The organism is Micromonospora sp. NPDC048830 (genome assembly GCF_043198215.1).
Classification (GTDB): Bacteria; Actinomycetota; Actinomycetes; order Mycobacteriales; family Micromonosporaceae; genus Micromonospora.
Genome location: NZ_JBICUP010000004.1, coordinates 11,819 through 37,613, shown reverse-complemented (window position 1 = coordinate 37,613; position 25,795 = coordinate 11,819). Strand labels below are relative to the sequence as shown.

19 protein-coding genes, 2 pseudogenes and 2 riboswitches are annotated in these 25,795 nt (G+C 75.3%); of the genes and pseudogenes, 13 read left to right on the top strand and 8 right to left on the bottom strand.

The features are described from left to right. Nucleotides 1-25: 25 nt before the first annotated feature. The 6 genes from ACGFIZ_RS05485 (at nt 26) to paaN (ending at nt 8,710) form a co-directional block, all read left to right on the top strand. Complete coding sequence (locus ACGFIZ_RS05485; RefSeq protein WP_393416117.1) at nt 26-2,908, top strand: alpha/beta fold hydrolase; 2,883 nt, start codon at nt 26-28, stop codon at nt 2,906-2,908. Then, a complete protein-coding gene (locus ACGFIZ_RS05480; RefSeq protein WP_393416115.1) occupies nt 2,908-3,780 on the top strand; it encodes an ABC transporter permease in 873 nt (290 codons plus the stop codon). The genes ACGFIZ_RS05485 and ACGFIZ_RS05480 overlap by 1 nt, the downstream gene beginning before the upstream one ends. 15 nt (nt 3,781-3,795) lie before the next feature. Beyond that, nucleotides 3,796-3,972: a hypothetical protein gene (locus ACGFIZ_RS05475; protein ID WP_393416113.1), complete on the top strand. Its 177-nt coding sequence runs from the start codon at nt 3,796-3,798 to the stop codon at nt 3,970-3,972. 127 nt (nt 3,973-4,099) lie between these two features. After that, nucleotides 4,100-4,230: riboswitch (SAM riboswitch) on the top strand. Nucleotides 4,231-4,241: 11 nt separating this feature from the next. Then, nucleotides 4,242-5,528, top strand: a complete 1,287-nt coding sequence (gene thrC / locus ACGFIZ_RS05470) for a threonine synthase (protein ID WP_393416111.1) — start codon at nt 4,242-4,244, stop codon at nt 5,526-5,528. Between the two features lie 436 nt (nt 5,529-5,964). Further along, nucleotides 5,965-6,984 carry a GNAT family N-acetyltransferase gene (locus ACGFIZ_RS05465; protein ID WP_393416109.1) on the top strand — a complete coding sequence of 340 codons (1,020 nt, stop codon included), beginning with the start codon at nt 5,965-5,967 and terminating at the stop codon, nt 6,982-6,984. 52 nt (nt 6,985-7,036) lie between these two features. Next, complete coding sequence (gene paaN, locus ACGFIZ_RS05460) at nt 7,037-8,710, top strand: phenylacetic acid degradation protein PaaN (RefSeq protein WP_393416107.1); 1,674 nt, start codon at nt 7,037-7,039, stop codon at nt 8,708-8,710. Between the two features lie 64 nt (nt 8,711-8,774). On the opposite strand, the pseudogene ACGFIZ_RS05455 reads toward paaN, so the two are convergent. Beyond that, nucleotides 8,775-9,077 (bottom strand): annotated as a pseudogene (locus tag ACGFIZ_RS05455) (GNAT family N-acetyltransferase); the annotation flags it as partial. Between the two features lie 156 nt (nt 9,078-9,233). Continuing rightward, nucleotides 9,234-9,488: pseudogene (locus tag ACGFIZ_RS05450) on the bottom strand (GNAT family N-acetyltransferase); the annotation flags it as partial. 225 nt (nt 9,489-9,713) lie between these two features. On the opposite strand from ACGFIZ_RS05450, the gene ACGFIZ_RS05445 reads away from it, so the two are divergent. The 3 genes from ACGFIZ_RS05445 to groL all read left to right on the top strand — a co-directional run bounded on the left by ACGFIZ_RS05445 (nt 9,714) and on the right by groL (nt 13,089). Continuing rightward, a complete protein-coding gene (locus ACGFIZ_RS05445; protein WP_393416105.1) occupies nt 9,714-9,914 on the top strand; it encodes a cold-shock protein in 201 nt (66 codons plus the stop codon). A 153-nt stretch (nt 9,915-10,067) separates the two neighbouring features. Beyond that, nucleotides 10,068-11,138, top strand: a complete 1,071-nt coding sequence (locus tag ACGFIZ_RS05440) for a hypothetical protein (RefSeq protein WP_393416103.1) — start codon at nt 10,068-10,070, stop codon at nt 11,136-11,138. Between the two features lie 328 nt (nt 11,139-11,466). After that, nucleotides 11,467-13,089 carry a chaperonin GroEL gene (groL, locus tag ACGFIZ_RS05435; protein WP_088976320.1) on the top strand — a complete coding sequence of 541 codons (1,623 nt, stop codon included), beginning with the start codon at nt 11,467-11,469 and terminating at the stop codon, nt 13,087-13,089. 179 nt (nt 13,090-13,268) lie between these two features. Here the strand turns inward: groL and ACGFIZ_RS05430 are convergent, their stop codons facing one another. From ACGFIZ_RS05430 to ACGFIZ_RS05420, 3 genes are all read right to left on the bottom strand, one after another. Further along, complete coding sequence (locus ACGFIZ_RS05430) at nt 13,269-13,514, bottom strand: hypothetical protein (protein WP_347669619.1); 246 nt, start codon at nt 13,512-13,514, stop codon at nt 13,269-13,271. Nucleotides 13,515-13,582: 68 nt separating this feature from the next. Further along, nucleotides 13,583-14,569, bottom strand: a complete 987-nt coding sequence (locus ACGFIZ_RS05425) for a GNAT family N-acetyltransferase (RefSeq protein ID WP_393416100.1) — start codon at nt 14,567-14,569, stop codon at nt 13,583-13,585. Between the two features lie 50 nt (nt 14,570-14,619). After that, nucleotides 14,620-17,130: a S8 family serine peptidase gene (locus ACGFIZ_RS05420; protein WP_393416098.1), complete on the bottom strand. Its 2,511-nt coding sequence runs from the start codon at nt 17,128-17,130 to the stop codon at nt 14,620-14,622. Between the two features lie 78 nt (nt 17,131-17,208). On the opposite strand from ACGFIZ_RS05420, the gene ACGFIZ_RS05415 reads away from it, so the two are divergent. Next, entirely contained in the window at nt 17,209-19,020 is a 1,812-nt protein-coding gene (locus ACGFIZ_RS05415) for a glycerol-3-phosphate dehydrogenase/oxidase (RefSeq protein WP_393416446.1), read from the top strand. Nucleotides 19,021-19,095: 75 nt separating this feature from the next. Here the strand turns inward: ACGFIZ_RS05415 and ACGFIZ_RS05410 are convergent, their stop codons facing one another. Then, complete coding sequence (locus ACGFIZ_RS05410) at nt 19,096-20,496, bottom strand: FAD-binding oxidoreductase (RefSeq protein ID WP_393416096.1); 1,401 nt, start codon at nt 20,494-20,496, stop codon at nt 19,096-19,098. Nucleotides 20,497-20,531: 35 nt separating this feature from the next. Here ACGFIZ_RS05410 and ACGFIZ_RS05405 point away from each other — a divergent pair, with 35 nt between their 5' ends. Then, on the top strand, nt 20,532-20,795 hold the full coding sequence (locus tag ACGFIZ_RS05405) for a DUF4031 domain-containing protein (RefSeq protein WP_393416095.1): 264 nt from the start codon (nt 20,532-20,534) through the stop codon (nt 20,793-20,795). A gap of 8 nt (nt 20,796-20,803) precedes the next feature. On the opposite strand, the gene ACGFIZ_RS05400 is transcribed toward ACGFIZ_RS05405, so the two are convergent. Further along, complete coding sequence (locus ACGFIZ_RS05400) at nt 20,804-21,439, bottom strand: metal-dependent phosphohydrolase (protein WP_393416093.1); 636 nt, start codon at nt 21,437-21,439, stop codon at nt 20,804-20,806. Nucleotides 21,440-21,500: 61 nt separating this feature from the next. Between ACGFIZ_RS05400 and ACGFIZ_RS05395 the strand changes: the two genes are divergently transcribed. Beyond that, complete coding sequence (locus tag ACGFIZ_RS05395; RefSeq protein ID WP_393416091.1) at nt 21,501-22,757, top strand: aromatic acid exporter family protein; 1,257 nt, start codon at nt 21,501-21,503, stop codon at nt 22,755-22,757. A 40-nt stretch (nt 22,758-22,797) separates the two neighbouring features. Here ACGFIZ_RS05395 and ACGFIZ_RS05390 read toward each other — a convergent pair whose 3' ends face one another. Then, on the bottom strand, nt 22,798-24,066 hold the full coding sequence (locus tag ACGFIZ_RS05390; RefSeq protein WP_393416089.1) for an aminotransferase class V-fold PLP-dependent enzyme: 1,269 nt from the start codon (nt 24,064-24,066) through the stop codon (nt 22,798-22,800). Nucleotides 24,067-24,113: 47 nt separating this feature from the next. Then, nucleotides 24,114-24,233: riboswitch (SAM riboswitch) on the bottom strand. A 66-nt stretch (nt 24,234-24,299) separates the two neighbouring features. On the opposite strand from ACGFIZ_RS05390, the gene ACGFIZ_RS05385 reads away from it, so the two are divergent. After that, the gene (locus tag ACGFIZ_RS05385; protein ID WP_393416087.1) at nt 24,300-25,748 is read left to right on the top strand and encodes a PrsW family intramembrane metalloprotease; all 1,449 of its coding nucleotides are present in this window, start codon (nt 24,300-24,302) and stop codon (nt 25,746-25,748) included. Nucleotides 25,749-25,795 lie beyond the last annotated feature (47 nt).

Below are 25,795 nucleotides of genomic sequence, written 5' to 3'. Positions count from 1 at the left end.
AGGAACGGGCCCGTACCGTTGCCGCATGAGATCGCCGTTGACGGCCGCGCGGGTCCGGCGGACCCTGGCCACCCGCCGCCGTCGGATCGTCGCCGGGGCGGTGGTGGTGGCGTTGGTGGCCGCCGCCGCGCTGTGGGCGGCCCGGCCGGAGCGGGCCGGCTTCCGCACCGAGTCCGCCCTGGTCACCGTGCGCTCCGGGCCGACCGGCGACGAGCCGGTCGACCTGGACACCACGTTCTACCTGCCAGACGGCGCCTCGGCCGGTCACCGGGTGCCGGCGGTGCTGCTCGCGCACGGCTTCGGCGGCACCAAGGACTCGGTCCGCTCCGACGCGGAGGACCTGGCCGCCCGGGGGTACGCGGTGCTCACCTGGACGGCGCGTGGCTTCGGCCGCAGCGGCGGCCAGATCCACCTCGACAGCCCCGACCACGAGGTCCGGGACGCCCAGCGGCTGCTGGACTGGCTGGCCGCCCGCCCCGAGGTGCGCACGGACGCGGGCGGCGACCCCCGGGTGGGCGTGGTCGGCGGCTCGTACGGCGGCGGCCTGGCGCTGCTGCTCGCCGCCCAGGACCGGCGGGTCGACGCGATCGTCCCGATGATCACCTGGAACGACCTGTCCCGCGCGTTCCTGCCGGAGAGCACCGGGAAGCCCGCCACCGAGGGCGTGTTCAAGAAGGGCTGGGCCGGCATCTTCTTCGGCGGCGGCGGCAACGCCGGCTCGGGCCCGGCCGGCCTCTCCGGCGGCCCGGCCGCCCAGTCGGAGGACGCCCCCGCGTCCGCCGGCCCGCCGAGCCCGGGGCCGGGCGCGGGGCCGGGCGCGGGGCCGGGCACCCGGTCGGGGCGCGTCCCGACCGGCGCGGCCGATCCGTCCTGCGGCCGGTTCGCCGCCGACGTCTGCGCCGCGTACCTGCGGATCGCCACCACCGGCCGGGCCGACCAGGCGGCGGTGGACCTGCTGCGCCGGTCCAGCCCGGCCGGCGTCCTCGACCGGATCAAGGCGCCCACCCTGCTCGTGCAGGGCGAGGCGGACACCCTCTTCCCGCTGAGCGAGGCCGACGCCAACGCCCGGGGCATCGCGGCGGGCGGCACCCCGGTCCGGGTGGCCTGGTTCACCGGCGGCCACGACGGCGGCGACGGGCCGGCCAACGACTCCGACCGGGCGCGGTTCCTGACCGCCCAGTGGCTCGACCACTACGTCCGGGGCGAGGGGGGCGCGCCGGGCGGGGACTTCACGTACTCCCGGATCGCCGGTTTCGACGCCCTCGACCGCGGCCTGGTCGCCACCGGCTACCGCACCCGCGACTACCCCGGCCTCACCGGCGACGACCGCCGCCAGGTCGCGGTGACCGGCGCCGCGCAGCCGGTCGCGAACCCGCCGAACGGCAACCCGGCGGCGATCTCGGCGGTGCCGTTCGCGGGCGCGCTCGGCTCGCTGCTCGACGGCGTGGCCGGCGACATCCCCGGCCAGCACGCCCGGTTCGAGTCCGCGCCGCTTCCCGAGGCGGTCGACGTGGCCGGCGCGCCGACGGTCTCGCTGCGGGCCGCGTCGCCCACCGGCGAGGCGGTGCTCTTCGTGAAGCTCTACGACGTCGACCCGTCCGGCGCCGCGACCCTGCCGAACGGGCTGGTCGCCCCGATCCGGCTGACCGGCCTGCCGGCGGAGGTCGGCGCGGCGGCGCCGGTGACGGTCACCCTGCCGGCGATCGTCCGCCGGATCGAGGCCGGGCACCGGCTGCGGGTGGTGGTGGCCAGCTCCGACCAGGCGTACGCCACGCCGGTCGAGCCGACCGTCTACACGGTCGCGGCCGGCGACGGCCCGGTCGTGCTGCCCACGGTGGCCGGCGAGCCGATTCCCACCACGGCCGCCGTCTGGCGCTGGGTGCTCGCCGGGCTGCTCGCCGCGATCGCGGTCGGGCTCGCCGCGGTCCTCCTGGTCGTCCGCCGCCGGCACCGCCGGCAGGACAGCTCGGTGCATCCCGCGTACGCGGACACCCCGCTGGCCGTCCGGCAGCTCCGCAAGGAGTACGCGGACGGCTTCGTCGCCGTGTCGAACGTCGACTTCGAGGTGCACCCCGGCCAGGTGGTCGGCCTGCTCGGGCCGAACGGGGCGGGCAAGACCACCACGCTGCGGGTGCTGATGGGGCTGACCCAGCCGACGGCGGGGGAGATCTACGTCTTCGGCCGGCGGCTGGTGCCCGGCTCGCCGGTGCTGTCCCGGATCGGCGCGCTGGTCGAGGGGCCCGGCTTCCTGCCGCACCTGTCCGGGCTGGACAACCTGAGGGCGTACTGGCGGGCCACCGGCCGGCCGTGGGCGGACGCGCACTTCGACGAGGCGCTGGAGATCGCCGGGCTGGGCGACTCGGTGCACCGCAGGACGCGCAAGTACAGCCACGGGATGCGGCAGCGGCTGGCCATCGCCCAGGCCATGCTCGGCCTGCCCGAGCTGCTGGTGCTGGACGAGCCGACGGACGGGCTGGACCCGCCGCAGATCGCCGAGATGCGCCGGGTGCTCCAGCGCTACGCCACCGACGGCCGGGCGGTGCTGGTCTCCAGCCACCTGCTCGCCGAGGTGGAGCAGACCTGCACCCACGCCGTGGTGGTCAACAAGGGGCGGATCGTGGCGTCCGGCCCGGTGGAGGAGATCGTCGGCGAGTCGCCGAGCGTGCTGTTCGACGTGACCGACCCGGACGCGGCGCGGACCGTGCTGGGCCGGCTCGACGGGGTCCGGGTGCTGCCGGACTCCGACGGGCACCTGGTGGTGGACACCAACGGCACCGCGCGCAGCGAGGTGGTGGCCGAGCTGGTCCGGGCCGGGATCGGGGTGGACCGGGTGGTGCCGCGGCGCCGCCTGGAGGACGCGTTCCTCGCCCTGGTGGGCGAGAACTCTCGGGGAAGCGGGGACCGGTGATGGCGCAGTCGTCTTCCATGGTGGGCGCGGCGGCCGGGTACCGCCCGTCGGCCACGCTGCCGTTCGGGGCGGAGTTCCGCCGGCAGGCGTCCCGGCGACGTACCCAGCTCGCGTTGGGGTTCATGGTGCTGCTGCCGCTGATCATCCTGGTCGCGTTCCAGTTCGACTCCGGGGACGACGACCGGGGCGGCCGGGGCGAGTTCTCCAGCATGTCCGAGCTGGCCACCTCGGGCGGGCTGAACTTCACCCTGTTCTCGCTGCTGGTGTCGGCGTCGTTCCTGCTGGTCGTGGTGGTGGCGCTGTTCTTCGGGGACACGGTGGCCAGCGAGGCGAGCTGGGGGAGCCTGCGGTACCTGCTCGCCGTGCCGGTGCCCCGGGCCCGGCTGCTGACGGTGAAGCTGCTGGTGGCGCTCGCGTACGCGGGGCTGGCGCTCGTGCTGCTCGCCGGCACCGCCCTGGCCGCCGGCACCCTCCGGTACGGCTGGGAGCCGCTGCGCAGCCAGGTCGCGGCCCAGTTGGAGCCGGGCGAGGGGCTGCTGCGGCTGCTGGCGGTGCTCGGCTACCTGGCGGTCGTCCTGCTGGCGGTGGCCGGGCTGGCGTTCCTGCTGTCGGTGGTCACGGACGCGGCGCTCGGCGCGGTCGGCGGGGCGGTGCTGCTCTGGATCCTCTCCAGCATCCTGGACCAGATCACCGCGCTCGGTGCGCTGCGCGCCTTCCTGCCGACCCACTACAGCACCGCCTGGTTGGGGCTGCTGTCGACGCCGGTGCAGACGGACGACGTGGTGCGCGGCTGCATCTCGGCGATCGGCTACGCCACCGTCTTCTGGTCGCTAGCGTACTGGCGGTTCACCCGCAAGGACATCACGAGCTGACCGTACGGGCACGGGATGTCGTCGCTGTTCGGCCTGTTCGGCGGGGCGCGGGGCACCGGGCAGGCGGTGCCGGTCGGCCAGTGGCCGGGCTGGTGGGCCGCGCTGATCCAACCCGTCTGCGGCGCGCTGGTGCTGGTCGGGCTCCTCCCCCGCCCGCTGATCCACCGGGCGACGACAACTTCCGGGAGGTAGTGGCCTCAGCCGGCGACGAGGCCACTACTTCCCTGAAGTTGTGCGGACACTGCGGCGCAGCTCACAGGGTGGGAAGAACGGGTGGCGGCCCGGGAGGACCGTCGTAGACTCGGCGGCACAACTGCATACCTCATCCAGAGGGGCTGAGGGACACGGCCCGAAGACGCCCCGGCAACCACCCACGCGCTCGACGACGAGCGGCGCGGGCAGGTGCCAATTCCGTCCCCGCCGCAGGGTGCGGTGTGGGGAAGATGAGAGGACCCCTCGACATGACGTCGACCCTCGCCGCGTCCGGCATCGACACCACCGCCAGCCCCGCCCGCGCCCTGGTCTGCCGGGCCTGTCAGGCCCGCTACCCGCTCGCCGCGCAGCACGCCTGTTACGAGTGTTTCGGCCCGCTGGAGGTCGACTACGACCCGGCCGCCCTGGCCCGCGTCACCCGCGAGCAGATCGAGGCCGGCCCCCGCAACCTGTGGCGGTACGCCGCCCTGCTCCCGGCCGGCCAGGACCCGGCCGCCCGGGTGACCCTCGACCCGGGGCTGACCCCGCTGGTCGCCGCCCCGCACCTGGCCGCCGAGCTGGGGATCACCGCCCCGCTCTGGGTCAAGGACGACAGCGCCAACCCCACCCACTCGTTCAAGGACCGGGTCGTCTCGGTGGCGTTGACCGCGGCCCGGGCGCTCGGCTTCACCCGGTTCGCCTGCGCGTCCACGGGCAACCTGGCCAACTCCGTCGCAGCGCACGCCGCCCGCGCCGGGGTCCCGTCCGTCGTGTTCATTCCGAGCGACCTGGAGCAGGGCAAGGTGATCACCACCGCCGTCTACGGCGGCGAGCTGGTCGCCATCGACGGTTCGTACGACGACGTGAACCGGCTCTGCGGCGAGCTGGTGGAGACCGACGAGTTCGAGGACACGGCGTTCGTCAACGTCAACGTCCGGCCGTACTACGCCGAGGGCTCCAAGACCCTCGGGTACGAGGTGGCCGAGCAGCTCGGCTGGCGCATCCCGGCCCAGGTGGTCATCCCGATGGCCAGCGGGGAACTGCTCACGAAGGTCGACAAGGCGTTCAGCGAGCTGGTCGAGATCGGTCTGGTCGAGGCGCCGGCCGGCGGCTGGAAGGTGTTCGGCGCCCAGTCCGCCGGCTGCAACCCGATCGCCACCGCCCTGCACGCCGGCAGCGACACCATCACCCCCGTCAAGCCCACCGGCATCGCCAAGTCGCTGAACATCGGCGACCCGGCCGCCGGCCTGTACGCGCTGGAGGCCGTCCGGCGCACCGGCGGGTGGATGGAGTACGCCGACGACGACGAGATCCGCGGGGGCATCCGCCTGCTGGCCCGGACGGCCGGCGTCTTCGCCGAGACGGCGGGCGGGGTGACCGTGGCGGTGCTGCGCAAGCTGGTCGAGTCCGGCCGGCTCGACCCGACGGCGGAGACGGTGGTGTTCAACACCGGCGAGGGCCTGAAGACCCTCGACGCGGTCGCCGGCCAGGTCGGCCCGACCCACCGGATCAGGCCGTCCCTGCGCGCCGCCCGCGACGCCGGCCTCCTCGGCTGACCCACCCACCCCGACCCACCCCGCCGGCGCCCCCACCCGCCACCCTCCCACCCCGGCGATCTTGCACTTGTGGCCCTCGTTCCGGGGTGTTCGCGCCATATGTCGGGCCGTAACTGCAAGATCGCGGGAGGTTCGGGCGGGGGCGAGGTGGGTCCGTCGGTCGGGTGGGGGCGGATCGCCCGGACGGGGGATAGGGCGGATCCGTTGGGTAACGGGCTTTTCGCGTTCGGTGCGAAAAACCTGCCGGTAAGGACTTGACGGCAGGAACCGGACGGGCGCAAGATGCTCCGTGCGGGAGGGCGTTTCGCCGGAGACTTTTCAAGTCATCCGATCCAGCGCCGGAGGTGTTGTGCGATCGACCCTCCCGACCAACCTTCGATCGGGCCAGCGAGGAAATTCGCTGGCCCGATCGTCTTCGCCGGGCCACCCTCGGGCCATGGGTATCGACATCGCGCCGATCGAGCCGGCCGACCAGGCGGCGATCGACGGGGCGTACCAGATCAGGGCGGCGGCCGAAGCGGCGGACGTGCCGGACTTCCCGCCGGTGTGCCGGCGGCGGTTCGAGGCCGCGATCCGGCACCCGATGCCGGGCACCGAGGTCGTGGCGGCGCTCGCCCGGCTCGACGGGGTGCCGGCCGGGTACCTCCGCCTCGACCTGCCGCAGCTCGACAACACCGAGAACGCCAGCCTCGACCTGGCCGTGCATCCGGCGCACCGGAGGCGCGGCGTCGGCCGGGCGCTGCACGGGCACTGCGTGCGCCTCCTGCGCGAGCGGGGGCGCAAGCGGGTGTTCGCCCCGGCCGTGTCCGCGCTGCCCGGCGGCCCGGAGCGGGGCGGGGCCGGCGGGGCGTTCGCCGCCGCGACGGGCGCGCGGCCCGCGCTGGCCGAGGTCCGCCGCCGGCTCGACCCGACCCGCCTCGACCGGGCCGCGCTCGACGACCTGCTGGCCGACGCCCGGTCCCGCGCCGCCGGCTACCGGGTCGTCCGCTGGTACGGCCACACCCCCGCCGAGTACGAGGCGGACGTCGCCTACCTCGACGGCCGGCTGATGGCCGACGTGCCGCTGGGCGACCTGGAGTGGGAGCCGGAGAACATCGACGTCGAGCGGCTGCGGGGCACCGAACGGGCGCTGGACGTCCGGGGGCGGCGCCGCTACCACCAGGGGGCGGTGCACGTGGCGTCCGGCCGGCTGGTCGCCTGGACGCTGCTCGACGTCGGCCCGAGCGCCCCGTGGCACGCGTTCCAGCAGATCACCATCGTCGACCCCGACCACCGGGGGCGCCGGCTCGGGCTGCTCGTCAAGATCGAGAACCTGCGCCACCTGCTCGCCCACGAGCCGGAGCTGCGTGCCGTCGACACCTTCAACGCGGCGGCGAACGCCCACATGATCAGCATCAACGAGCGCCTCGGCTTCCGCCCGGTCGACGGCTGGACCGACTGGCAGCTGACGATCTGAGTTGTGACACGGCCCTACTGATCGCGGTGGTTCCTGTTGCATGATGGCGGGCATGACGGAGACCCCGCACCCCCTGTACGACAGGCACGCCGACACCCTCACCCGTGCGTTGACCGCCATCACGGAGCGCGGGTACTGGTCCGCCTACCCCGAGTCGCCCAGCCCCCGGGTGTACGGCGAGACCGCCGCCGCCGACGGCAAGGCGGCCTTCGAGGCGTACCTGAACAGCGACTTCCCCCTCGGCCAGCCGGGCTCGGGCGACCGGGTCGCCACCGAGGCGAGCCCGTTCGGGCTGGAGCTGAACGTGCGCTACCCGCACGCCGACGCCGACGACCTGGTGGCCGCCGCCTCGGCCGCCCTGCCGGCCTGGCGCGACGCCGGCCCGCAGGCCCGGGCGGGGGTCTGCCTGGAGATCCTGGCGCGGCTGCACAAGCACGTCTTCGAGCTGGCCAACGCGGTGCAGTTCACCAGCGGCCAGGCGTTCGTGATGGCCTTCCAGGCCGGCGGCGCGCACGCGCTCGACCGGGCGCTGGAGGCGATCGCCTACGCGTACGCGGAGATGACCCGGCACCCGGGGACGGCCGGCTGGGAGAAGGCCGCCGGCAAGGGCGACCCGCTGCGGATGACCAAGACGTTCCACGTGGTGCCGCGCGGGGTGGCGCTGGTGATCGGCTGCAACACGTTCCCGACCTGGAACTCGTACCCGGGGCTGTTCGCCTCGCTGGTCACCGGCAACCCGGTGGTCGTCAAGCCGCACCCGCGCGCGGTGCTGCCGCTGGCGATCACGGTGAGGTACGCCCGGGAGGTGCTCGCCGAGGCGGGCTTCGACCCCAACCTGGTGCTGCTCGCCGCCGAGGCCCCCGGCGAGAAGCTGGCCTCGACGCTCGCGCTGCACCCGGCCGTGCGGATCGTCGACTTCACCGGCTCCACCGAGTACGGCGACTGGCTGGAGGCCAACGCCCGGCAGGCGGCCGTCTACACGGAGAAGGCCGGCCTGAACACGGTGGTGATCGACTCCACCGACGACTTCGCCGGCATGTGCCGCAACCTCGGCTTCACGCTGACGCTGTACAGCGGCCAGATGTGCACCACCTCGCAGAACATCCTGATCCCGTCGGGCGGCATCGAGACCGACCAGGGGCACCGGAGCTTCGACGAGGTGGCCGCCGGGATCGCCGCGGCGGTCGGCAAGCTCACCGCCGACCCGGCCCGTGGAGTCGAACTGACCGGCGCGATCGTCAACGACGGCGTGCTGGAGCGCCTCGACGAGGTCACCAAGGTCGGCGAGACGCTGCTGGAGTCCCGTACGGTCGAGCACCCGGCGTTCCAGGGCGCGGTGGTGCGGACGCCGACGATCGTCAAGCTGACCGCCGACGACACGGCGGTCTACTCGCGGGAGTGGTTCGGGCCGATCTCGTTCGTCATCGCCACCGACTCCACCGCGCACAGCCTGGAGATCATGCGGGTGACCGTCGGGGAGAAGGGCGCGCTGACGGCCGGCGTCTACTCGACCGACGAGGCGGTGCTGGACGCGGCCGAGGCGGCGGCGATCGACGCCGGGGTACACCTGTCCTGCAACCTGACCGGCGGCGTCTTCGTCAACCAGTCGGCGGCGTTCTCGGACTTCCACGGCAGCGGCGCCAACCCCGCCGCGAACGCGGCGCTGACCGACGGCGCGTACGTCGCGAACCGGTTCCGCGTCGTCCAGAGCCGCCGCCACGTCTGAGGTGTGCGGAAGGGCCCCCTTCCGGGTGGGAGGGGGCCCGCTCGACGTGCCGGCCGGGCCGCGCTCAGGCGGGGCGGCGCATCTGCAGCTCGCGCAGCGTGGGGAACTTCGGGTGCGGCACCCGTACCCCGGTGTCGACGAAGCCCAGCCGCCGGTACGCCCGGTAGGCCCGGTCGTTGCCCACCACCACCTCCAGCATCAGCTCCGGCCGCCCGCACTCGCGGGACCAGCCGGCCACCGCCTCGATCAGCCCGGCGAGCAGGCCGGTGCCGCGCCAGGCCGGCGTGACGTAGACGGCGTAGATGACGGTCAGCCCCGGGTCGTGCGGCGCGACGGTCCCGCCGGCGTGACCGACGAGCCGGCCGGCCCCTCCGGTGAGCCGGCCGGGCTCGCCAACGGGCCGGCCGGCCCGTCCGAGCCGGTTGGCCTCGCCGATGGGCCGGTTGGCCTCGCCGATGGGCCGGTTGGCCTCGCCGATAGGCCGGTTGGCGTCGCCGGTGGGGCGGCCGGCGGGGGCGTCGTGCGGCTCGGCGACGAACTGCGCGGTGCGCGGGCCGGCGGCGACCGACGCCACCCGGGCCGCGATCTCGGCGTGCGGTCGGGCCGCGGCGTCGGCGACGGTCTCCAGGAAGGCCAGCGGCGCGTCGGCGAGCATCTCCAGCCGCAAGGCGCGCATCCGGGCCGTGTCCTGCGGCGTCACCCGGCGTACGGTGGCCGTCACCGCCGTGGCGGTCGGCGTGGTGCGGCCGGTGGCCTGCGGGCTTGGCGCTGCTGTCATCCCGCATGCCTATCGCAGTGATGGACGCCTATGTGAGTCCGGGTTGAGGTCGGTCCGATATTGGCCGTTTTGGGACCGTGCGCTGCTGTCACCGCTCGTGTACCGTGCGATTTCGGTCACTGATTTCGTGGTCGTCGTCGACTCCGGAACCGGTGGTCCGGGGCTGCCGGTTGAGCCGGTGTCCCGAGGGTTGTGAAAGGCCGCGCGACGTTAAGGAAGTGCACCGTGGCACAGGGCACCGTGAAGTGGTTCAACGCCGAGAAGGGCTACGGCTTCATCGCCGTCGACGGCGGTCAGGACGTATTCGTACACTTCTCCGCCATCGAGATGGACGGCTACAAGGCGCTGGACGACGGGCAGCGGGTGGAGTTCGAGATCGCCCAGGGGCAGAAGGGCCCGCAGGCCGAGCGGGTCCGCCTCGCCTGACCCTCGACCGGTTCCGGGGCCCGCGCATCGGCGGGCCCCGACCAAGTCTACCGGGGGTCCCGCCGCGTCCGTCCACCTGAAACGGGGCAGCGGATACGGGGCGGGACCAGGCAGGATCATGAGCCGTTCCGGCGTCGCCGCTGAGGAGGGTTCATGTCACAGCCGCCCGTACCCGACCGGCCTGCCCCAGGGTCCTGGTACCCGGGCGAGTTCGGCCAGACCACGAGCTGGGATCCGGCCGTGCCCGAACGGACGGATGGCTCGGCTCCCCAGCCGGCCGCCGGTCCGGGCCCGTACGCCGGACTGCCCACGTACCCGTCGCACCCTGGTCCGGTGCCGCCCGGCCACCCGCCGGGAGCCGCGCACTGGCCGCCACCCGGGTACGACCCCGCCGACCCGCTCGTCACGCCGCCCGGCCAGGGCCTGAGCGGCTGGTTCTCGCGCTGCGCGGGCGTCGTGCGCCGCGGCTGGCGGCAGCTCACGCCGATCCTGCTGCTCACCCACGCCCTGCCGACGCTCGCGTTGCTGCTCGCGGTGGTGCCCCTGTACCCCGTGCTGCCGCTGGAGCCCACGGCACCGGGCGCGCCGCCCGCCGCGCTGCCCGACGGGTACCTCGGCGACCTCGGCGTCTTTTTCGCGGCCCTGCTCGGCCTCAGCTGTCTGCTCGCGCTCGTCCAGGCGGTCGGCTGGGCGGCCGGCACCTGGGTGGTCGCGCGCCAGGCGGCCGGCGAGCCCGTCCCGGTCGGCGCCGCCCTCCGGTACGGCCTGCGCCGCGCCCCGGCGCTGTGGGGCTGGACCCTGGTCTACGGCCTGTTGGCGGCGGTCGGGTTGGTCCTGTGCTACCTGCCGGGCCTGTACGTGATGGCCGCGCTGAGCCTGTTCGGCCCGGTGCTGCTCTTCGAGCGCGGCGCCCCGCTGGGCCGGGCCCGTGAGATGTTCCACGCCCGCCTCGGGGCGGTGCTCGGGCGGATCGCGCTGGTCGGGCTCGCGGCGTCCGTGTTCTCGCTGGTCCTGGCCCCGGTGCAGGTCGCGGGCGCGCTGCTCGGCGATCCCGCCGACGCGGCCAGCTTCAGCGGGTGGAACGTCGCGTACGCGGTGGTGGCCGCCGTGATCACGCTTCCGTACGGCCTGGTCCACCTCGTCGGCCTCATCGTGACGTACGCCGAGCAGCGGGCGTGCGAGGCCCCGGTGACGGCCGCCCGGCTGGCGGGTGAACTCGGCTGACTGTGAGCGTGGTACCCGGATCGGTTGCGCTGGTCGGGCCGCGCCGGGGTGGGCCCGACTGGCCCATCGTGCTTGCACTCGGCAGGGCAGAGTGCTAAACAAGTCATTGGCACTCGCGTACGGCGAGTGCCAATGGTCGGGGCGGTGGGGCCACGGCCTCCCGGTGGGTGACCGCCGGGTGGCACATGGCCGGTCGTCGCGGGCTATCCGGCCCGGCCGACGGACGTCGTCGTCGCCAGGTGGCGACGTCCCAAGGTGCGTACACCAGGCGGCCCATCCGGGGCACAACACTCGGGTGGCCCGTGAGTGTCCAGGAGGACAACGCCGTATGGCCAAGATGATCGCGTTCGACGAGGAGGCTCGCCGCGGCCTCGAGCGGGGCATGAACCAGCTCGCCGACGCCGTGAAGGTGACCCTCGGCCCCAAGGGCCGCAACGTCGTGCTCGAGAAGAAGTGGGGTGCCCCCACCATCACCAACGATGGTGTGAGCATCGCCAAGGAGATCGAGCTCGAGGACCCGTACGAGAAGATCGGCGCCGAGCTGGTCAAGGAGGTCGCGAAGAAGACCGACGACGTCGCCGGTGACGGCACGACGACGGCGACCGTCCTGGCCCAGGCCCTGGTTCGCGAGGGCCTGCGCAACGTGGCCGCCGGCGCCAACCCGATGGCCCTGAAGCGGGGCATCGAGGCCGCCGTGGCCAGCGTCTCGGAGGAGCTGCTCAAGCTCGCCAAGGACGTGGAGACCAAGGAGCAGATCGCCTCCACCGCCTCCATCTCGGCCGGTGACACCAGCGTCGGCGAGATCATCGCCGAGGCGATGGACAAGGTCGGCAAGGAAGGCGTCATCACCGTCGAGGAGAGCAACACCTTCGGCCTGGAGCTGGAGCTCACCGAGGGCATGCGCTTCGACAAGGGCTACATCTCCGCGTACTTCATGACCGACCCGGAGCGTATGGAGGCCGTCTTCGACGACCCGTACCTCCTGATCGTCAACAGCAAGATCTCGTCCGTGAAGGACCTGCTCCCGATCCTCGAGAAGGTCATGCAGAGCGGCAAGCCGCTGCTGATCATCGCCGAGGACATCGAGGGCGAGGCCCTGGCGACCCTGGTCGTCAACAAGGTCCGGGGCACCTTCAAGTCGGTCGCCGTCAAGGCGCCGGGCTTCGGTGACCGCCGCAAGGCCATGCTCGCCGACATCGCCATCCTCACCGGTGGCCAGGTCATCAGCGAGGAGGTCGGCCTCAAGCTGGACGCCGTCGGCCTCGACATGCTGGGCCGCGCCCGCAAGGTCGTGGTGACCAAGGACGAGACGACCATCGTCGACGGTGCCGGCGACGCCGAGCAGATCCAGGGCCGGGTCAACCAGATCCGGGCCGAGATCGAGAAGAGCGACTCCGACTACGACCGCGAGAAGCTGCAGGAGCGCCTGGCCAAGCTGGCCGGCGGTGTTGCGGTGATCAAGGTCGGCGCGGCCACCGAGGTCGAGCTGAAGGAGCGCAAGCACCGCATCGAGGACGCGGTGCGCAACGCGAAGGCCGCCGTCGAGGAGGGCATCGTCCCGGGTGGTGGCGTCGCGCTGGTGCAGGCCGGCAAGACCGCCTTCGACAAGCTGGACCTGACCGGCGACGAGGCGACCGGCGCGCAGATCGTCAAGATCGCGCTGGACGCCCCGCTGCGGCAGATCGCCGTCAACGCCGGCCTGGAGGGTGGCGTCGTCGTCGAGCACGTCCGCAACCTGGAGGCGGGCCACGGCCTCAACGCCGCCAACGGCGAGTACGTGGACCTGCTGGCCGCGGGCATCATCGACCCGGCCAAGGTGACCCGTTCGGCGCTGCAGAACGCCTCGTCGATCGCCGCGCTGTTCCTCACCACCGAGGCCGTCGTCGCGGACAAGCCGGAGAAGACCCCGGCCGCCCCGGCTGGCCCCGGCGGCGGGGACATGGACTTCTGAGTCCAGCTCCACCAACGCCGAAGGGGGCGGGCCGCTGACGCGGTCCGCCCCCGCTCGGGTGATCCGCCACCATGTCGCCGACATGGCGGCATCCAGAGGGCTCGGACACCCCTGTGTCGCCGACATGGAGGCGATCAAGACGCGGCGGTCGGCCGCCGTCGTACGGACTCCGGGCGGGCCTACGTCGGCAGGGGACGCTGGTTGCGTCGCTTCCGCGCCCGGTCGTACGGCTGCTGGATGCGGATCGGCTCGTCCACCAGGGCCAGTGGCTCCTCGGCCATCGGCGCGCCCGCTCCCGCCATCTCGGCCAACTGCTCGGCGTCGCCGTAGTCCAGCCGGTCGAACGGTAGTTGCCCCGGGAGCTCGTCGACCGGCGCCCAGGTGACGGGCTGTACGTCGTCGGTCTGGTCGTCGTCCGTGGTCATGACTGCCTCCTCTACCGGAACGGTAGGAGCCGTCGATGGCCGACGCGGCCGAACGGGACTATTCGGATCTATATCCTCTTTGCGCTCTCCGGGTGCCCGCCGTCCCCGAACGGTCGGTCGACGGCCGCCCCGACCGGCTTGCGGTACAGGAAGAAGACCCGCCCGATCCGAGCCCCCACGCTGCCCGAATAGAACGACACCGGCCCGACCCAGCCGATCTGGGCAGATTCAGCCCCCTCGTCCCGCTGGTCACGCAGGCAGCGGCGCAGCAGCACCCCGCCGATCCCCGAGCCCTCCGCCTCGGGCGCGGTGCCCATCGGCCCGAACCAGGTCGGCCGGGACGAGCCGTAGGCGGCGAAGCCGATGATCCGCCCGTCGCGTTCGGCCAGGTGCGCCCCCGCGCACGGCCGGCCCACCGAGCCGGCCAGCTCCCCGTCCCAGGCGCCGCCGAACGTGGACCGGGCGAACGCCGCCAGCGCCGGCAGGTCCGCCGGCTCCGCGCGCCGTACCGCGATGCCCCGGTCGGCCAGTCGCCGCTCCGCCGGCTCCGTCGTCCGCAGCGCCGGCGACCCGTCGTACGACAGGTCGGCCGTCATGTTCAGGGCCGTCCGGTCCTGCGTGTAGCCCAGCGCCAGCGCCGCGCAGATCGCCGGCGTGTACCGCACGTCGATTCCCGGCCAGGCGTAGTACGGCGGGTTGCCGGCCAGCAGCACCTCCACCGCGCCCCGCTCCGCCAGGACCCGCTCGGCCCGGGCGAGCAGCGCCCGGCCGACGCCCCGGCGGCGCTGCTCCGGGGCCACCGCGACCAGGTCGACGTGGCCGGCGGCCGGCTCCCGGGCGGCCAGCGAACCGATCAGCACCCCGACCAGCTCCGCCCCCCGGTACGCGCCCAGCGCCAGCACCGCCCGGTCCGCCGAGGCGCGGGTGTGCAGGGTGTCGACGATCGCCGCCGCCTCGGCCGCGTCCTCGGGCAGGTCCAGCGCGCGCCGGCACAGGGCCACCACGTCGGGCAGCGCGTCGGCGGCCAGCTCTGCGACGGTCGTCTCCGCGTCCATGGTCGCCGACCCTAGGCCATCGCCGCCGGGGCGGGCACCCGCCCTTTCTTTCACTCGGCGCGGGCGGCGCGCACGGCGGCGTACGCGTCGACGACGCCCGCCCCGGTGATGTTGGCGTCGCCGGCGCAGGCGTCGGACGGGTTGCGGGAGCGGTACGTCGGCTCGGCCGGGGTGGCCGTCTCGCGCAGGATGCGACGGGTGCGTTCCACGTCCCCGACCAGGGCCGGGTTCGCCGACCACATCAGCGCCACCACCCCGGCGACGTGCGGCGTCGCCATCGAGGTGCCGTCCAGGGTGGCGTACCCGCCGCCCGGCATCGCGGAGAGCACCCCCGCGCCCGGGGCGACCACGTCCGGCTTCGCCGCCCCCGGGACCGGCCCCCGGCTGGAGAACTCGGTGACCCGGCGCTGCCGGTCCACGGCGCCGACCGTGAACACCTCCGGGTACGTCGCCGGCGGGTCCTCGATCGACCCGCAGTACGGCCCGGTGTTGCCGGCCGCCGCCACCACGAACACGCCGGCCGCGTCCAGCGCCGCCGTCGCCGCCCGCAGCGCCCCCGGATCGCAGCCCTCGATCGGCGGGCAGCCCCACGAGTTGGTCAGCACCTGGGGGCCCCGCTCCGGGCGTCCGTCGGTGAAGGGGTCGCCGCCGGCGGGGAACGGGGCCAGCATGAACTGCAGGCAGTCGAGGTAGCGGGCCGGGCTGCCGAGGTTGCGGTCCAGGTTGACGCAGCCGACCCAGCTCGCCCCCGGCGCCACCCCGATGCCGCCGCGCCCGACCGCGCTGCCCGTCGTGTGGGTGCCGTGCCCGCCCCGATCGGTGGGCGTGCGGGTGTGCGACCACGGGTCGTACCAGGAGTCGTTTCCGCCCCGGAAGCCGGCGGCCAGCGCCGGGTGCCGGCCGTCCACCCCGGAGTCCGAGCTGCCGACCACGACGCCGGCGCCGGTCACGCCCAGCTGCGACCAGACCCGGTCGGCGCCGACGAGCGAGACGTTCCAGGCCGGGCCCGTCGGGGCGGGCTGCCCGCCGCGGGTGGTCGGGGCGGCCGCCGGGAGCGGGCGCAGCCGCTGGCTCACCAGCACCCGGGCCACCTCGGGCCGGCGGGACAGCCACGCCCGCACGCCCGGCCCGCCGTCCACCTCGACCGCGTTGACCAGGTAGTACGGCCTCGGGGCGAGCCCGAGCCGGGACAGGTCGCGGCGCAGGCCGGCCTGGGTGCGCCCGGCCGTCCCGACCAGCCGTCGGTAGACCTCCCGGGCCCTGGCGTCGCGGCCCGCCCGCCCGGGCGCACCGGCCGGCACGCCGCTCAGGTCGGCCTGCTCGCGCAGCACCACCAGCAGCCGCTCCCCGTACAGGCCGGGTTGGCCGGGGACGGCGTACACCGCCGCCGCCCCGGCGAGCAGGACCGCGGCCGTTCCGGCCGCCACCCGTCGGCTCGGCGTCCGGCCGCGCGGGCGGGCCAGCAGCACGCCGTACGCGACGGCCAGGACCGCGGCCACCGCCAGCCCGGCGACGGCGGCGACCGCCACCCAGAACGGGACGTCCCGGTCCGCCGCCAGGAGGAGGGTGATCTCCTCGGGGTCGGCGAAGGCCAGCGGCCCGAACACCGCGAGCCCGACCAGCCAGCGTGCCGGGGCGGGGCCGGCCGGGCCGTTCCCCCGGGCGGCCGGGGCCTGGAGCGCGGCCAGCGCGAAGCCGAGCGGCGGCAGGGTCAGCAGCGCGGGCAGTTGCGTCCCGGACTGGCCGACCCCGGCCGCGACCAGCAGCAGCGTCACCCCGGCCACCAGGCCGCCGACCAGCACCAGCCGGGCCGGCCGGGGCGGGCGGCCCACCGCGAAGCACGACCAGAACGGCGCGTCGAGCAACGCCCCCGCGAGGACGCCGACGGCCGCCGCCGCTGCCGCCGCGAGCACGGTCTCCAGCAGCCCGCCCAGGCCGCCGACCCACGCCCAGGGCAGCAGCGTGGCCAGCCCGGCGGCGACGGCCAGCAGGGTCGCCGGGGCGGGTCGCCGGACCGCCCCGCCCGCCCGGCCCACGCCTTCCGCGGCGGCCGACGCCGGCGGCCCGCCGACGGGAGACAGCGGCGTCGGCCCGTCCAGGGCCCGCTGCGGCGCCGGGAGGCGCTTCCGCGACAGCCGGCCGAGCACGACGGCGAGCGCGGCGGCGGTCAGGGCCGACGCGGCCAGGTAGCCCTCGTGGTGCACGGGCGGGAGCGCGCGCGGCAGGGCCAGCGCCCCGAAGGCCAGCAGCCCGGCGAGCCAGGCCCGCCCGGTGGCCCGGACCGCCCCGGCGCGGGGCAGCAGGGCGAGCAGCAGCACCGGGACGCCGGCCAGCACGACGGTGGCCAGGGCGACCGCCGGCCACAGCCAGACCGCCCGGTCCAGCCCGGCGGCCAGCAGGGTCTGATCGGCCAGCCAGCCGACCAGCTCGGTCGGGACGGTGACCGCGACCGTCCAGCAGCCGACCAGCGCCGCCGCCACCACCGGCCAGGGGCCGGGGCGGTGCGGCGGCGGGTCCGGCGGGACGGGACGACCGGGCGGGGGTGGGGGGCCGACCTCCATCCCCCGACAGTACGGCGGGTTCGCGACCTGCCGTCCGGCGGCCGTGACGGTTACGGTGTACGGGTGCGTGACCCCAACGTGTCCCGAGCCGTGGCCGGTCAGCTCTCCCCGGCGCGCCGCGCCGCCGACCTGCGACGACTGCGTGCCGAGCGGTTCGACGTCCTGGTTATCGGCGGTGGCGTCACCGGCGCCGGGGCGGCGCTGGACGCCGCCTCGCGGGGGCTCAAGGTGGCCCTGGTCGAGGCCCGGGACTTCGCCGCCGGCACGTCCAGCCGGTCCAGCAAGCTCATCCACGGCGGCCTGCGCTACCTGGAGCAGTTGGAGTTCCACCTGGTCCACGAGGCGCTGACCGAGCGGGGGCTGCTGGCCACCCGGCTCGCCCCGCACCTGGTTCGGCCGGTGCCGTTCCTCGTCCCGCTGCCCGCCGGCCGGGGCGCCCGGGAGCTGCCGGGCCGTGCCTTCCGCCGGTCCTACTACGGCCTGGGCGTGGCGACGTACGACGCGTTCGCCGGGCTGTTCGGGGGTGGGCGCGGAATGCCGCTGCACCGGCACCTGACCCGGGAGGGGGCGCGGCGGGTCTTCCCGAGCCTGCGCGCCGACACCCTGGCCGGGGCGATCCGCTACTACGACGGGCAGGTCGACGACGCCCGGCTGGTGGTCACCCTGGCCCGCACGGCGGCCAGCCTGGGCACGACCGTGGTCACCAGCGCCCGCGCGGTCGGGCTGATCCGGCAGGCCCGCGAGGTGACCGGGGTCCGCGTCCGCGACCTGGAGGCCCCCGCCGGCTCGCCCGACGCCGAGTTCGAGGTACGCGCCCGCACCGTCATCGCCGCGACCGGGGTGTGGAGCGACGACATGTCGCGGATGCTCAACGACGTCGGGCTGCGCCCGGGGCTGCGGGTCCGGGCGTCCAAGGGGGTGCACCTCGTGGTGCCCCGCTCGGCGATCACCGGCGAGGCCGGGCTGATCCTGCGCACCGCCACCAGCGTGCTCTTCGTGATCCCGTGGGGCGGGCACTGGATCATCGGCACCACCGACACCGACTGGCGGCTCGACCGGTCGCACCCGGCCGCGTCGGCCCGCGACATCGCGTACCTGCTGGAACAGGTCAACACCGTGCTGGACCGGCCGCTCACCACCGCCGACATCGAGGGCGTGTACGCCGGGCTCCGGCCGCTGCTGAGCGGTGAGGCCGACTCCACCTCGAAGCTGTCCCGGGAGCACGCGGTCGTCGAGCCGATGCTCGGGCTGCTGCTGGTCGCCGGGGGCAAGTACACGACGTACCGGGTGATGGCCTCCGACGTGGTCGACCGCGCCGCCCGTCGGCTCGGCGGGGTGCGCCCGTCCCGCACGGCCGACCTGCCGCTGCTCGGCGCCGACGGGTACGCCGCGATGTGGCGGGACCGGGCCGACCTGGCCCGCCGGCACGGGGTGCCGGTCGGGGTGGTCGAGCACCTGCTGGAGCGGTACGGCACCCTCACCCTCGACCTGCTGGCGCTGGTCGAGGCGGACCCGCTGCTCGCCTCCCCGCTGGCCGGCGCCCCGGAGTACCTGGCGGCCGAGGTGACGTACGCGGCCCGCGCCGAGGGGGCCCTGCACCTGGAGGACGTGCTGACCCGGCGTACCCGGATCTCCTTCGAGACCGCCCACCGCGGGCTGGAGTCGGCGGAGCACACCGCGGAGCTGATGGGTGCGGTGCTCGGCTGGGACGCCGCGACCCGGGAGCGGGAGATCGAGCACTACCGGGCCCGGGTGGAGGCGGAGCGGCAGTCCCAGTTGATGCCGGACGACGCCGCCGCCGACGCGGCGCGCCTCGGCGCCCCGGACGTGCGGGGCTTCGCGGCGGACCGGGGCACCGACGGCGACGCGGCCCTGCCGTCCTCGCGCTGACCGGTCCCGCCGACCCCGGCCCGGGTCCCGCCGACCCCGGCCCGGGTCCCGCCGATCCCGGCCCGGGGTGGCCGCTCAGAGCACCTTGCCGGGGTTGAACAGCCCCTCCGGGTCCAGCGCCGCCTTGATCGCCTGGTGCGCCCGGACCCCGACCGGCCCGATCTCCCGGGCCAGCCAGTCCCGCTTGAGCAGCCCCACCCCGTGCTCGCCGGTGCAGGTGCCGCCCAGCTCCAGGCCCAGCCGCATGATCTCGTCGAAGGCCCGCCGGCCGCGTTCCAGGCTGGCCGGGTCGGCCCGGTCCACCACGATGTTCGGGTGCATGTTGCCGTCGCCGGCGTGCCCCACCACCCCGATCGGCACCGCGCACTCCTCGGCGATCCGGGCCACCCCGTCGAGCAGGGCGGCGAGCGAACCCCGGGGCACCGCCACGTCGTCGATGATCAGGCCGCCGTTGCCGCCCGGGTACGCCTCGGCGGCGAACCTCTCCATCGCCGGGTGGGCCAGCCGGCGGGCCTGCAGCAGCGCCGCCGCCTCCACCGCGTCGGTGGCCGCGTACACCTCGTCGGCGCCGGCGGACTCGCAGACCTCGGCGAGCCGGGCCAGGTCCTCGGCCGCCCGGGACCCGGTGTCCACGGCGGCGAGCAGCAGCGCCCGCGCGTCGGTGCGCAGCCCCATCGGCTGGTACGCCTCGATCGCCGCCAGGTGGGTCCGGTCGAGCAGTTCGAGCAGGCTCGGGGTGAGCCCCCGGGCGGCGATCTGCGCCACCGCCGTGCCGGCCTCGGCCGTCGAGTCGAAGACCGCGACGAGGGTCAGGGACTCCTCCGGCGCCGGCCGCAGCGCGACCGTGATCTCGGTGATCACGCCGAGGGTGCCCTCGGAGCCGACGAAGAGCCGGGTGAGGTCGTACCCGGCGACGCCCTTGGCGGTGCGCCGGCCCGTACGCAGCACCTCGCCGGAGGCGAGCACCACCTCCAGGCCGAGCACGTACTCGGTGGTCACGCCGTACTTGACGCAGCACATGCCGCCGGCGTTGGTGGAGACGTTGCCGCCGATGGTGGACGACTCCCAGGAGCCCGGGTCCGGCGGGTAGTACAGCCCCTGCCTGCGGACCGCCCCGGCCAGCGTCGCGTTCACCACGCCGGGCTGGACCACCGCGATCCGGCTGACCGGGTCGATCTCCAGGATCGCGTCCATCGCCACGGTGCTGAGCACCACCGCGCCGTCCACCGCGTTCGCCGCGCCGGCCAGCCCGGTCCGTGCCCCCTGCGGCACCACCGGTACGCCGTGTCGCGCCGCCGCCCGCACCACGGCGGCCACCTCCTCGGTGCTGCGCGGGCGGACCACCACCAGCGGGGTGCCCGAGGCGCACAGGTCGGCCTCGTCCCGCTCGTGCATGCGGAGCAGGTCCGGGTCGGTCAGGACGGCGGAGTCGCCGAGCACGGCGCGCAGGTCAGCGAGGAGGGGGGTTCCGGCCATGCGGAAGAGGCTAACGGGCGGCTATCTTGGCGGCCATGCTGTACCTGGACCGGCCCGCCTGGCCGGCGCGTGGGCGGCTCTGGTCCCACCTGATCAGCGACGTCTCGTACGCGGAACTGCACGCCTTCGCCGAGGCGCTCGGCGCGCCCCGGCGTGCCTTCGACCGGGACCACTACGACATCCCCGCCGAGCGGTACGCCATGGCGGTGTGGCTCGGCGCGAGCGTGGTGCCGAGCCGGGACCTGGTCCGCCTGCTCCGCGCGGCGAACCTCCGCCGCCCCCGCCACCTGACCCGCTGACATTCCGGTTACGTGAGGCGGGTCAGTTCGCGGGTCAGGTTGGACCTGGCCTGGGGCTCCCAGGTGGCGGCCAGCGGGGGGAGGCGGTACAGGGCGGGCAGGGCGAGCAGGTGCGCCAGCACGCGGGCGCGGCCGGCCCGGAAGTCCGGGTCGGGCACGTGCGCGTACTCCCGGCGGACGGCCGCCGCGTACCGGTCGTACTCCTCGGGCGGGCCGGCCAGGACGGCCAGGTCCGCGTCGCAGAGCAGCGCGCCGTCGGCGTCCCCGGCGGTCGTCGCGTGCCCGGCGGTCAGCAGCACCAGCCGGCGTACCTCGGCCACCGCCCCGGCCGCGACGCCCAGGCCGGCCAGGAGCGCCGCGGCCAGGTCGGCGCTGTCCCGCTCGTTGGCGTCGCCCGGAGCCCGGGGATCGTAGACCGCGTCGTGGCACCAGGCGGCGAGCCGCACCAGGTCCGGCCGGTCGGCCAGACCCGCGTACGCGTCGACGACGTCGAGCACGGCGGTCAGGTGCCGGGTCGTGTGGTAGTGCCGGTGGGGCTCCCGCCAGCGGGTCAGCAGGCTCTCTCCGGCGGCGGTCGACGCCGGCCCGTCGGTCGCCCCGGCGGCCCGCGCCGCCGCCCGCCACCGGTCGATCAGCTCGGTCACCCGCCCGAGTGTGCCGCACCCGGGCGAGGATTCACCCCCTCCGGTACGGGTAGTCCGCGCCATGGCCCAGGACCGGCGACCCTCGCTGCTGCGACGCGCCTCGAAGCGCGACGGCGTGGACCTCGACGCGGCGCGGATCGCCGAGGGCATGGCGTACCTGCGGAACCGGGGCCGGGACACCCTGCGCGACCGGCTGCACCGCGTCCGGATGTCGGTCGGCCTGGCCGTCCAGGCCGGGCTGGCGGCCGCCCTGGCGTGGATCGTGTCCTACCGGATCCTGAACAACCCGCAGCCGGTCTTCGCCCCGATCTCGGCGGTCGGCACCCTGGCCGCGTCGGTCGGCCAGCGGCTGCGCCGGACATTCGAGCTGATCGTCGGGGTGGCCGTCGGGGTGTTCCTCGGCGACGGGCTGATCCTGCTGCTCGGCACCGGCGGCTGGCAGCTCGGGGTGGTGGTGACCGCCGCCATCCTGCTCACCCTCTTCTTCGGCGGCAGCGTGGCTGTCGTCATCCAGGCCGCCGCCACCGCCGTGCTGATCGTCACGCTCAGCCCGTCCACGCAGAACCTGGAGATACCGCGGTTCATCGACGCCGCCGTCGGCGGCGGCATCGCGCTGCTGGTGACGGCGATCCTGCTGCCGCTGAACCCGCTGCGGGTGATCAACCGGGCCGCCCGGCCGGCGCTGGAACTGCTCGCCGACCAGCTCGACAACACCGCCCAGGCGCTGCGCGAGCGGGACCGCGACCGCGCCCGGCGGGCCATGGAACGGCTCCGGGAGAACAAGGAGGAACTGGCCGCCTTCACGGAGGCGATCGAGGGCGCCAAGGAGACCAGCACCCTCTCCCCGGCCCGTTGGCACCGGCGCAACGAGCTGACCCACTACGCCCAGGCGGCGGACCCCATCGACCGGGCGATGCGCAACAGCGGGACGCTCATCCGGCGCTCGGTGACCCTGATCGAGGACGAGGAGGCGGTGCCCGGCCCGATGCCCGACGCCGTGGGCCACCTCGCCGAGTCGGTCCGGCTGCTCCGGCACGAGTTCTCCGTCGGGGCGGAGCCGCAGCGGGCCCGGGAGCGGTCCCTGCGCGCGGTCAGCGAGGCCGGCCGGGCGTACGGGGAGGGCGTCGGCTTCTCCGGCAGTGTGGTGATCGCGCAGGTGCGGACGACCGCCAGCGACCTGATGGTCGCCTCCGGCGTCTCGCAGGAGGAGGCGAACCGGCTGGTCCGACGGGCCTTCGGCAGCCCGGAGAAGGAGCAGGAGGCCGAGGCCGAGAGCTCGGCCGGCCCGCGGCCCCCCACCGCCCCCGCCCTCGGCTGAACGGTCGGGGGCCGCCGTCGACGCCTGGGGCAGGCCCTCCTCACGCGGAACATCGGAGCGTCGCGAGGGCGGCGAGCAGGCGGTCGACGTCGTCGGTCGTGCTGCCCAGCCCGAGGCTGGCCCGCAGGGCGGTCGGCGGCAGGTCGGTGCGCCCGCTGCGGGCGGCGGCCTCGGCGAGCAGCCGCCGGGCCAGCGGGTGGGCGCAGAACAGCCCGTCGCGGACCCCGATGTCGTGCCCCGCGGCCAGCTCCGCCGCCACCTCGGCCGAGTCCCGGCCGGCCACGACGAACGACACGATGCCGACCCGCGGCGCGTCCGGGCCGAAGGTGCGCAGCTCCACCGCGTGCGGCAGGGCGGCCAGGCCGTCCCGGAGCCGGGCCAGCAGCGCCTGCTCGTGGGCGTGCAGCGCGGCCCGGTCGGCGTCGGCCAGCGCCGCGCACACCGCCGCCAGGGCGACCGCGCCGAGCAGGTTGGGCGTGCCGCCCTCGTGCCGCGCCGGGCCGGTGGTCCAGCGCACGTCGTGGGTGGCCGCGCCGACGTGGCTGGTGGCGCCGCCGCCCGCCAGGTACGGCGGGGCCGCGTCCAGCCAGTCGCCCCGGCCGAGCAGCACTCCCGCCCCGAACGGCGCGTACAGCTTGTGCCCGGAGGCGGCCAGGTAGTCCACGTCCAGCGCGGCCACGTCGACCGGGACGTGCGGGGCGAGCTGGGCGGCGTCGACCGCGATCCGGGCGCCGTGCCGGCGGGCCACCAGCGCCAGCTCGGCCACCGGCCAGCGCTCCCCGGTCACGTTGCTCGCCCCGGTCACCGCGACCAGCACCGGCAGATCGGCCCGCGTACCGCGGCGCAGCTCCGTCAGCGCGGCCTCCAGCGCGCGGACCGCTTCACCCGGGGCGGCCGGCACCGGCAGCCGCACCGAGCCGCGCGGCCAGGGCAGCAGGTTGGCGTGGTGTTCGCCGGCGAAGGTGACCACGGTGGTCCCGGCGGGCAGGGCCCGGGCCAGCAGGTTCAGCGCGTCGGTGGTGTTGCGGGTGAAGACGACGTGGTCGCCCGCGCGGGCGCCGAAGAAGTCGCCGACCGTCTGCCGCGCCCGCTCGTACTCCAGGGTGCAGCGCCGCGACAGCGCGCCGGCGCCGCGGTGCACGCTCGCGTACCAGGGCAGGAGCTCGGCCACGGCGTCGGCCGCGGCCCGCGCGCACGGCGCGCTGGCGGCGTGGTCGAGGTTGACCTGGCCCGGCACGCCGAGCACGTCGAGCGGCCGCGCGGTCCGCGACGGCAGCGGGGGCAGCGGGGGTACGAGGGTGACGGTCACTGGCCTACCTCCGAGGTCCGGGGACCCCGGGGTGGGCACCGGGACGGGGTCCGCGCTTGCCCAGCGCCGGACGGGGCTGGGCCCGGTCATCACCCGGGGCACCCCACCGCGAACTAGACGAGGGTTGCCGGCCAGCAAGCCGGGGCTTCGCGCTGGCACTCGTGACCTGCCGGCAGCATACCGCCCGCCGGATGCGGCCGGACCCGCCGGTCGGGGGTGACTACGCTGACGGGATGGCCGACACTCCGCCCGGCGGCGCCACCCCGCCGTGGACCGCGCCCCCCGTCCCGTCGCCGCCCGGCGGGGCCGACAGGATGCCGCCGCGCCGGCTGGGCTGGCGGCGGATCGCGGTGTTGACCCTGGTGGTGCTGCTGATCGCGGCCTGCGCGGTCTACATGCTGTTCGTGCTCGGTTCGAACCTCGGCCCGCAGGCGCTCCTGGTCGGCGTGCTCGCCGCCGTCCTGCCGGTGCCGGTCCTGGTCGCCGCCTTCCTCTGGCTCGACCGGTACGAGCCGGAGCCGCTGAAGTACCTGGTCTTCTGCTTCGCCTGGGGCGCGTTCGTCTCCACCGCCGCCTCGCTGACCGTCAACGAGTTCTTCGCCGCCCGGTTCGCCGACTGGCAGTTGCCCGCCGCGCTCACCGGGGTGCTGGTCGCCCCGTTCATCGAGGAGTTGACCAAGGCGCTCGGGCCGATCCTGCTGCTGGTGTTCCGCCGCCGGGAGTGGTCCGGGATCACCGACGGCCTGGTCTACTGCGGGCTGTCGGCGGTCGGCTTCGCGATGGTGGAGAACATCCTCTACCTCGGCGGCTACGGCTACCGCTCGGGCGTCGACGAGTACGGCCCGGCGACCGGGGCCCAGCAGGTCATCGCGATCTTCATCGTCCGGATCCTGCTGTTCGGGTTCGCCCATCCGCTGTTCACCTCGATGACCGGGGTGGGGCTGGGCATCGCCGCCCGTGCGGCCGACCGGCGGCTGCGGTTCCTCGCCCCGATCGCGGGCCTGCTGCTGGCGATGATGCTGCACGGCACCTGGAACCTGCTGCCGTCGCTGGCCCAGGCCACGGGGCAGGCGGTGATCGCCCTGTACGGGTACCTCGGGGTGATGGTGCCGATCTTCTTCGGCATGGTCGGCCTGGCCGTCTGGCTGCGCGGCTGGGAGGGCCGGCTGACCGAGCGCACCCTGCCGGACTACGTGCGGGCCGGCTGGCTGACCCCGCCGGAGGTGGCCTCCCTGGGCAGCCTCGGCCGGCGGCACGCCGCCCGCACCTGGGCGCGGCGGGTCGCCGGGGACGCCGGGGTGAAGGCGATGCGCGGGTACCAGTTCTCCGCCACCCGCCTGGCCCTGCTGCGGGACGGGATGCGCCGGGGGCTGGACCGCAGCCCCGTCGACCGGGAACGGACGGCGCGGGAGGAACGGGAACTGCTGGACGCGATCACGGCGTACCGGTCGTTCTTCGTCGGCCGCGACCCGCAGGCCCCGGTCGGGCGCTGGGACGGCCAGCGCTACCACCTGCGGTTCCCGGACGGCTCGGAGCGGCCGGTCGACGCCCCGGACGACCCCGTCGTGCCGATCCCCGTGGTGCTCGCCCCACCGCCTCCTTCCGCCCATCCGGCCGGCTACGGCCCACCGGGCTGGTACGGCCCCGGCCCGGCCGCCCCCTGGCCGCCGGGCCGGCCCTGACCGACCGGCAGCGCCCCCGGTTCCCGGGCCGGATCCGACCGGCAACG

Excerpts from the sequence above, each read along its gene's own strand:
- ACGFIZ_RS05485 (WP_393416117.1), top strand. The coding sequence starts at position 26 with ATGAGATCGCCGTTGACGGCCGCGCGGGTCCGGCGGACCCTGGCCACC.
- ACGFIZ_RS05480 (WP_393416115.1), top strand. The coding sequence starts at position 2,908 with ATGGCGCAGTCGTCTTCCATGGTGGGCGCGGCGGCCGGGTACCGCCCG.
- ACGFIZ_RS05475 (WP_393416113.1), top strand. The coding sequence starts at position 3,796 with ATGTCGTCGCTGTTCGGCCTGTTCGGCGGGGCGCGGGGCACCGGGCAG.
- thrC (WP_393416111.1), top strand. The coding sequence starts at position 4,242 with ATGACGTCGACCCTCGCCGCGTCCGGCATCGACACCACCGCCAGCCCC.
- ACGFIZ_RS05465 (WP_393416109.1), top strand. The coding sequence starts at position 5,965 with ATGGGTATCGACATCGCGCCGATCGAGCCGGCCGACCAGGCGGCGATC.
- paaN (WP_393416107.1), top strand. The coding sequence starts at position 7,037 with ATGACGGAGACCCCGCACCCCCTGTACGACAGGCACGCCGACACCCTC.
- ACGFIZ_RS05440 (WP_393416103.1), top strand. The coding sequence starts at position 10,068 with ATGTCACAGCCGCCCGTACCCGACCGGCCTGCCCCAGGGTCCTGGTAC.
- groL (WP_088976320.1), top strand. The coding sequence starts at position 11,467 with ATGGCCAAGATGATCGCGTTCGACGAGGAGGCTCGCCGCGGCCTCGAG.
- ACGFIZ_RS05430 (WP_347669619.1), bottom strand. The coding sequence starts at position 13,514 with ATGACCACGGACGACGACCAGACCGACGACGTACAGCCCGTCACCTGG.
- ACGFIZ_RS05425 (WP_393416100.1), bottom strand. The coding sequence starts at position 14,569 with ATGGACGCGGAGACGACCGTCGCAGAGCTGGCCGCCGACGCGCTGCCC.
- ACGFIZ_RS05420 (WP_393416098.1), bottom strand. The coding sequence starts at position 17,130 with ATGGAGGTCGGCCCCCCACCCCCGCCCGGTCGTCCCGTCCCGCCGGAC.
- ACGFIZ_RS05410 (WP_393416096.1), bottom strand. The coding sequence starts at position 20,496 with ATGGCCGGAACCCCCCTCCTCGCTGACCTGCGCGCCGTGCTCGGCGAC.
- ACGFIZ_RS05405 (WP_393416095.1), top strand. The coding sequence starts at position 20,532 with ATGCTGTACCTGGACCGGCCCGCCTGGCCGGCGCGTGGGCGGCTCTGG.
- ACGFIZ_RS05395 (WP_393416091.1), top strand. The coding sequence starts at position 21,501 with ATGGCCCAGGACCGGCGACCCTCGCTGCTGCGACGCGCCTCGAAGCGC.
- ACGFIZ_RS05385 (WP_393416087.1), top strand. The coding sequence starts at position 24,300 with ATGGCCGACACTCCGCCCGGCGGCGCCACCCCGCCGTGGACCGCGCCC.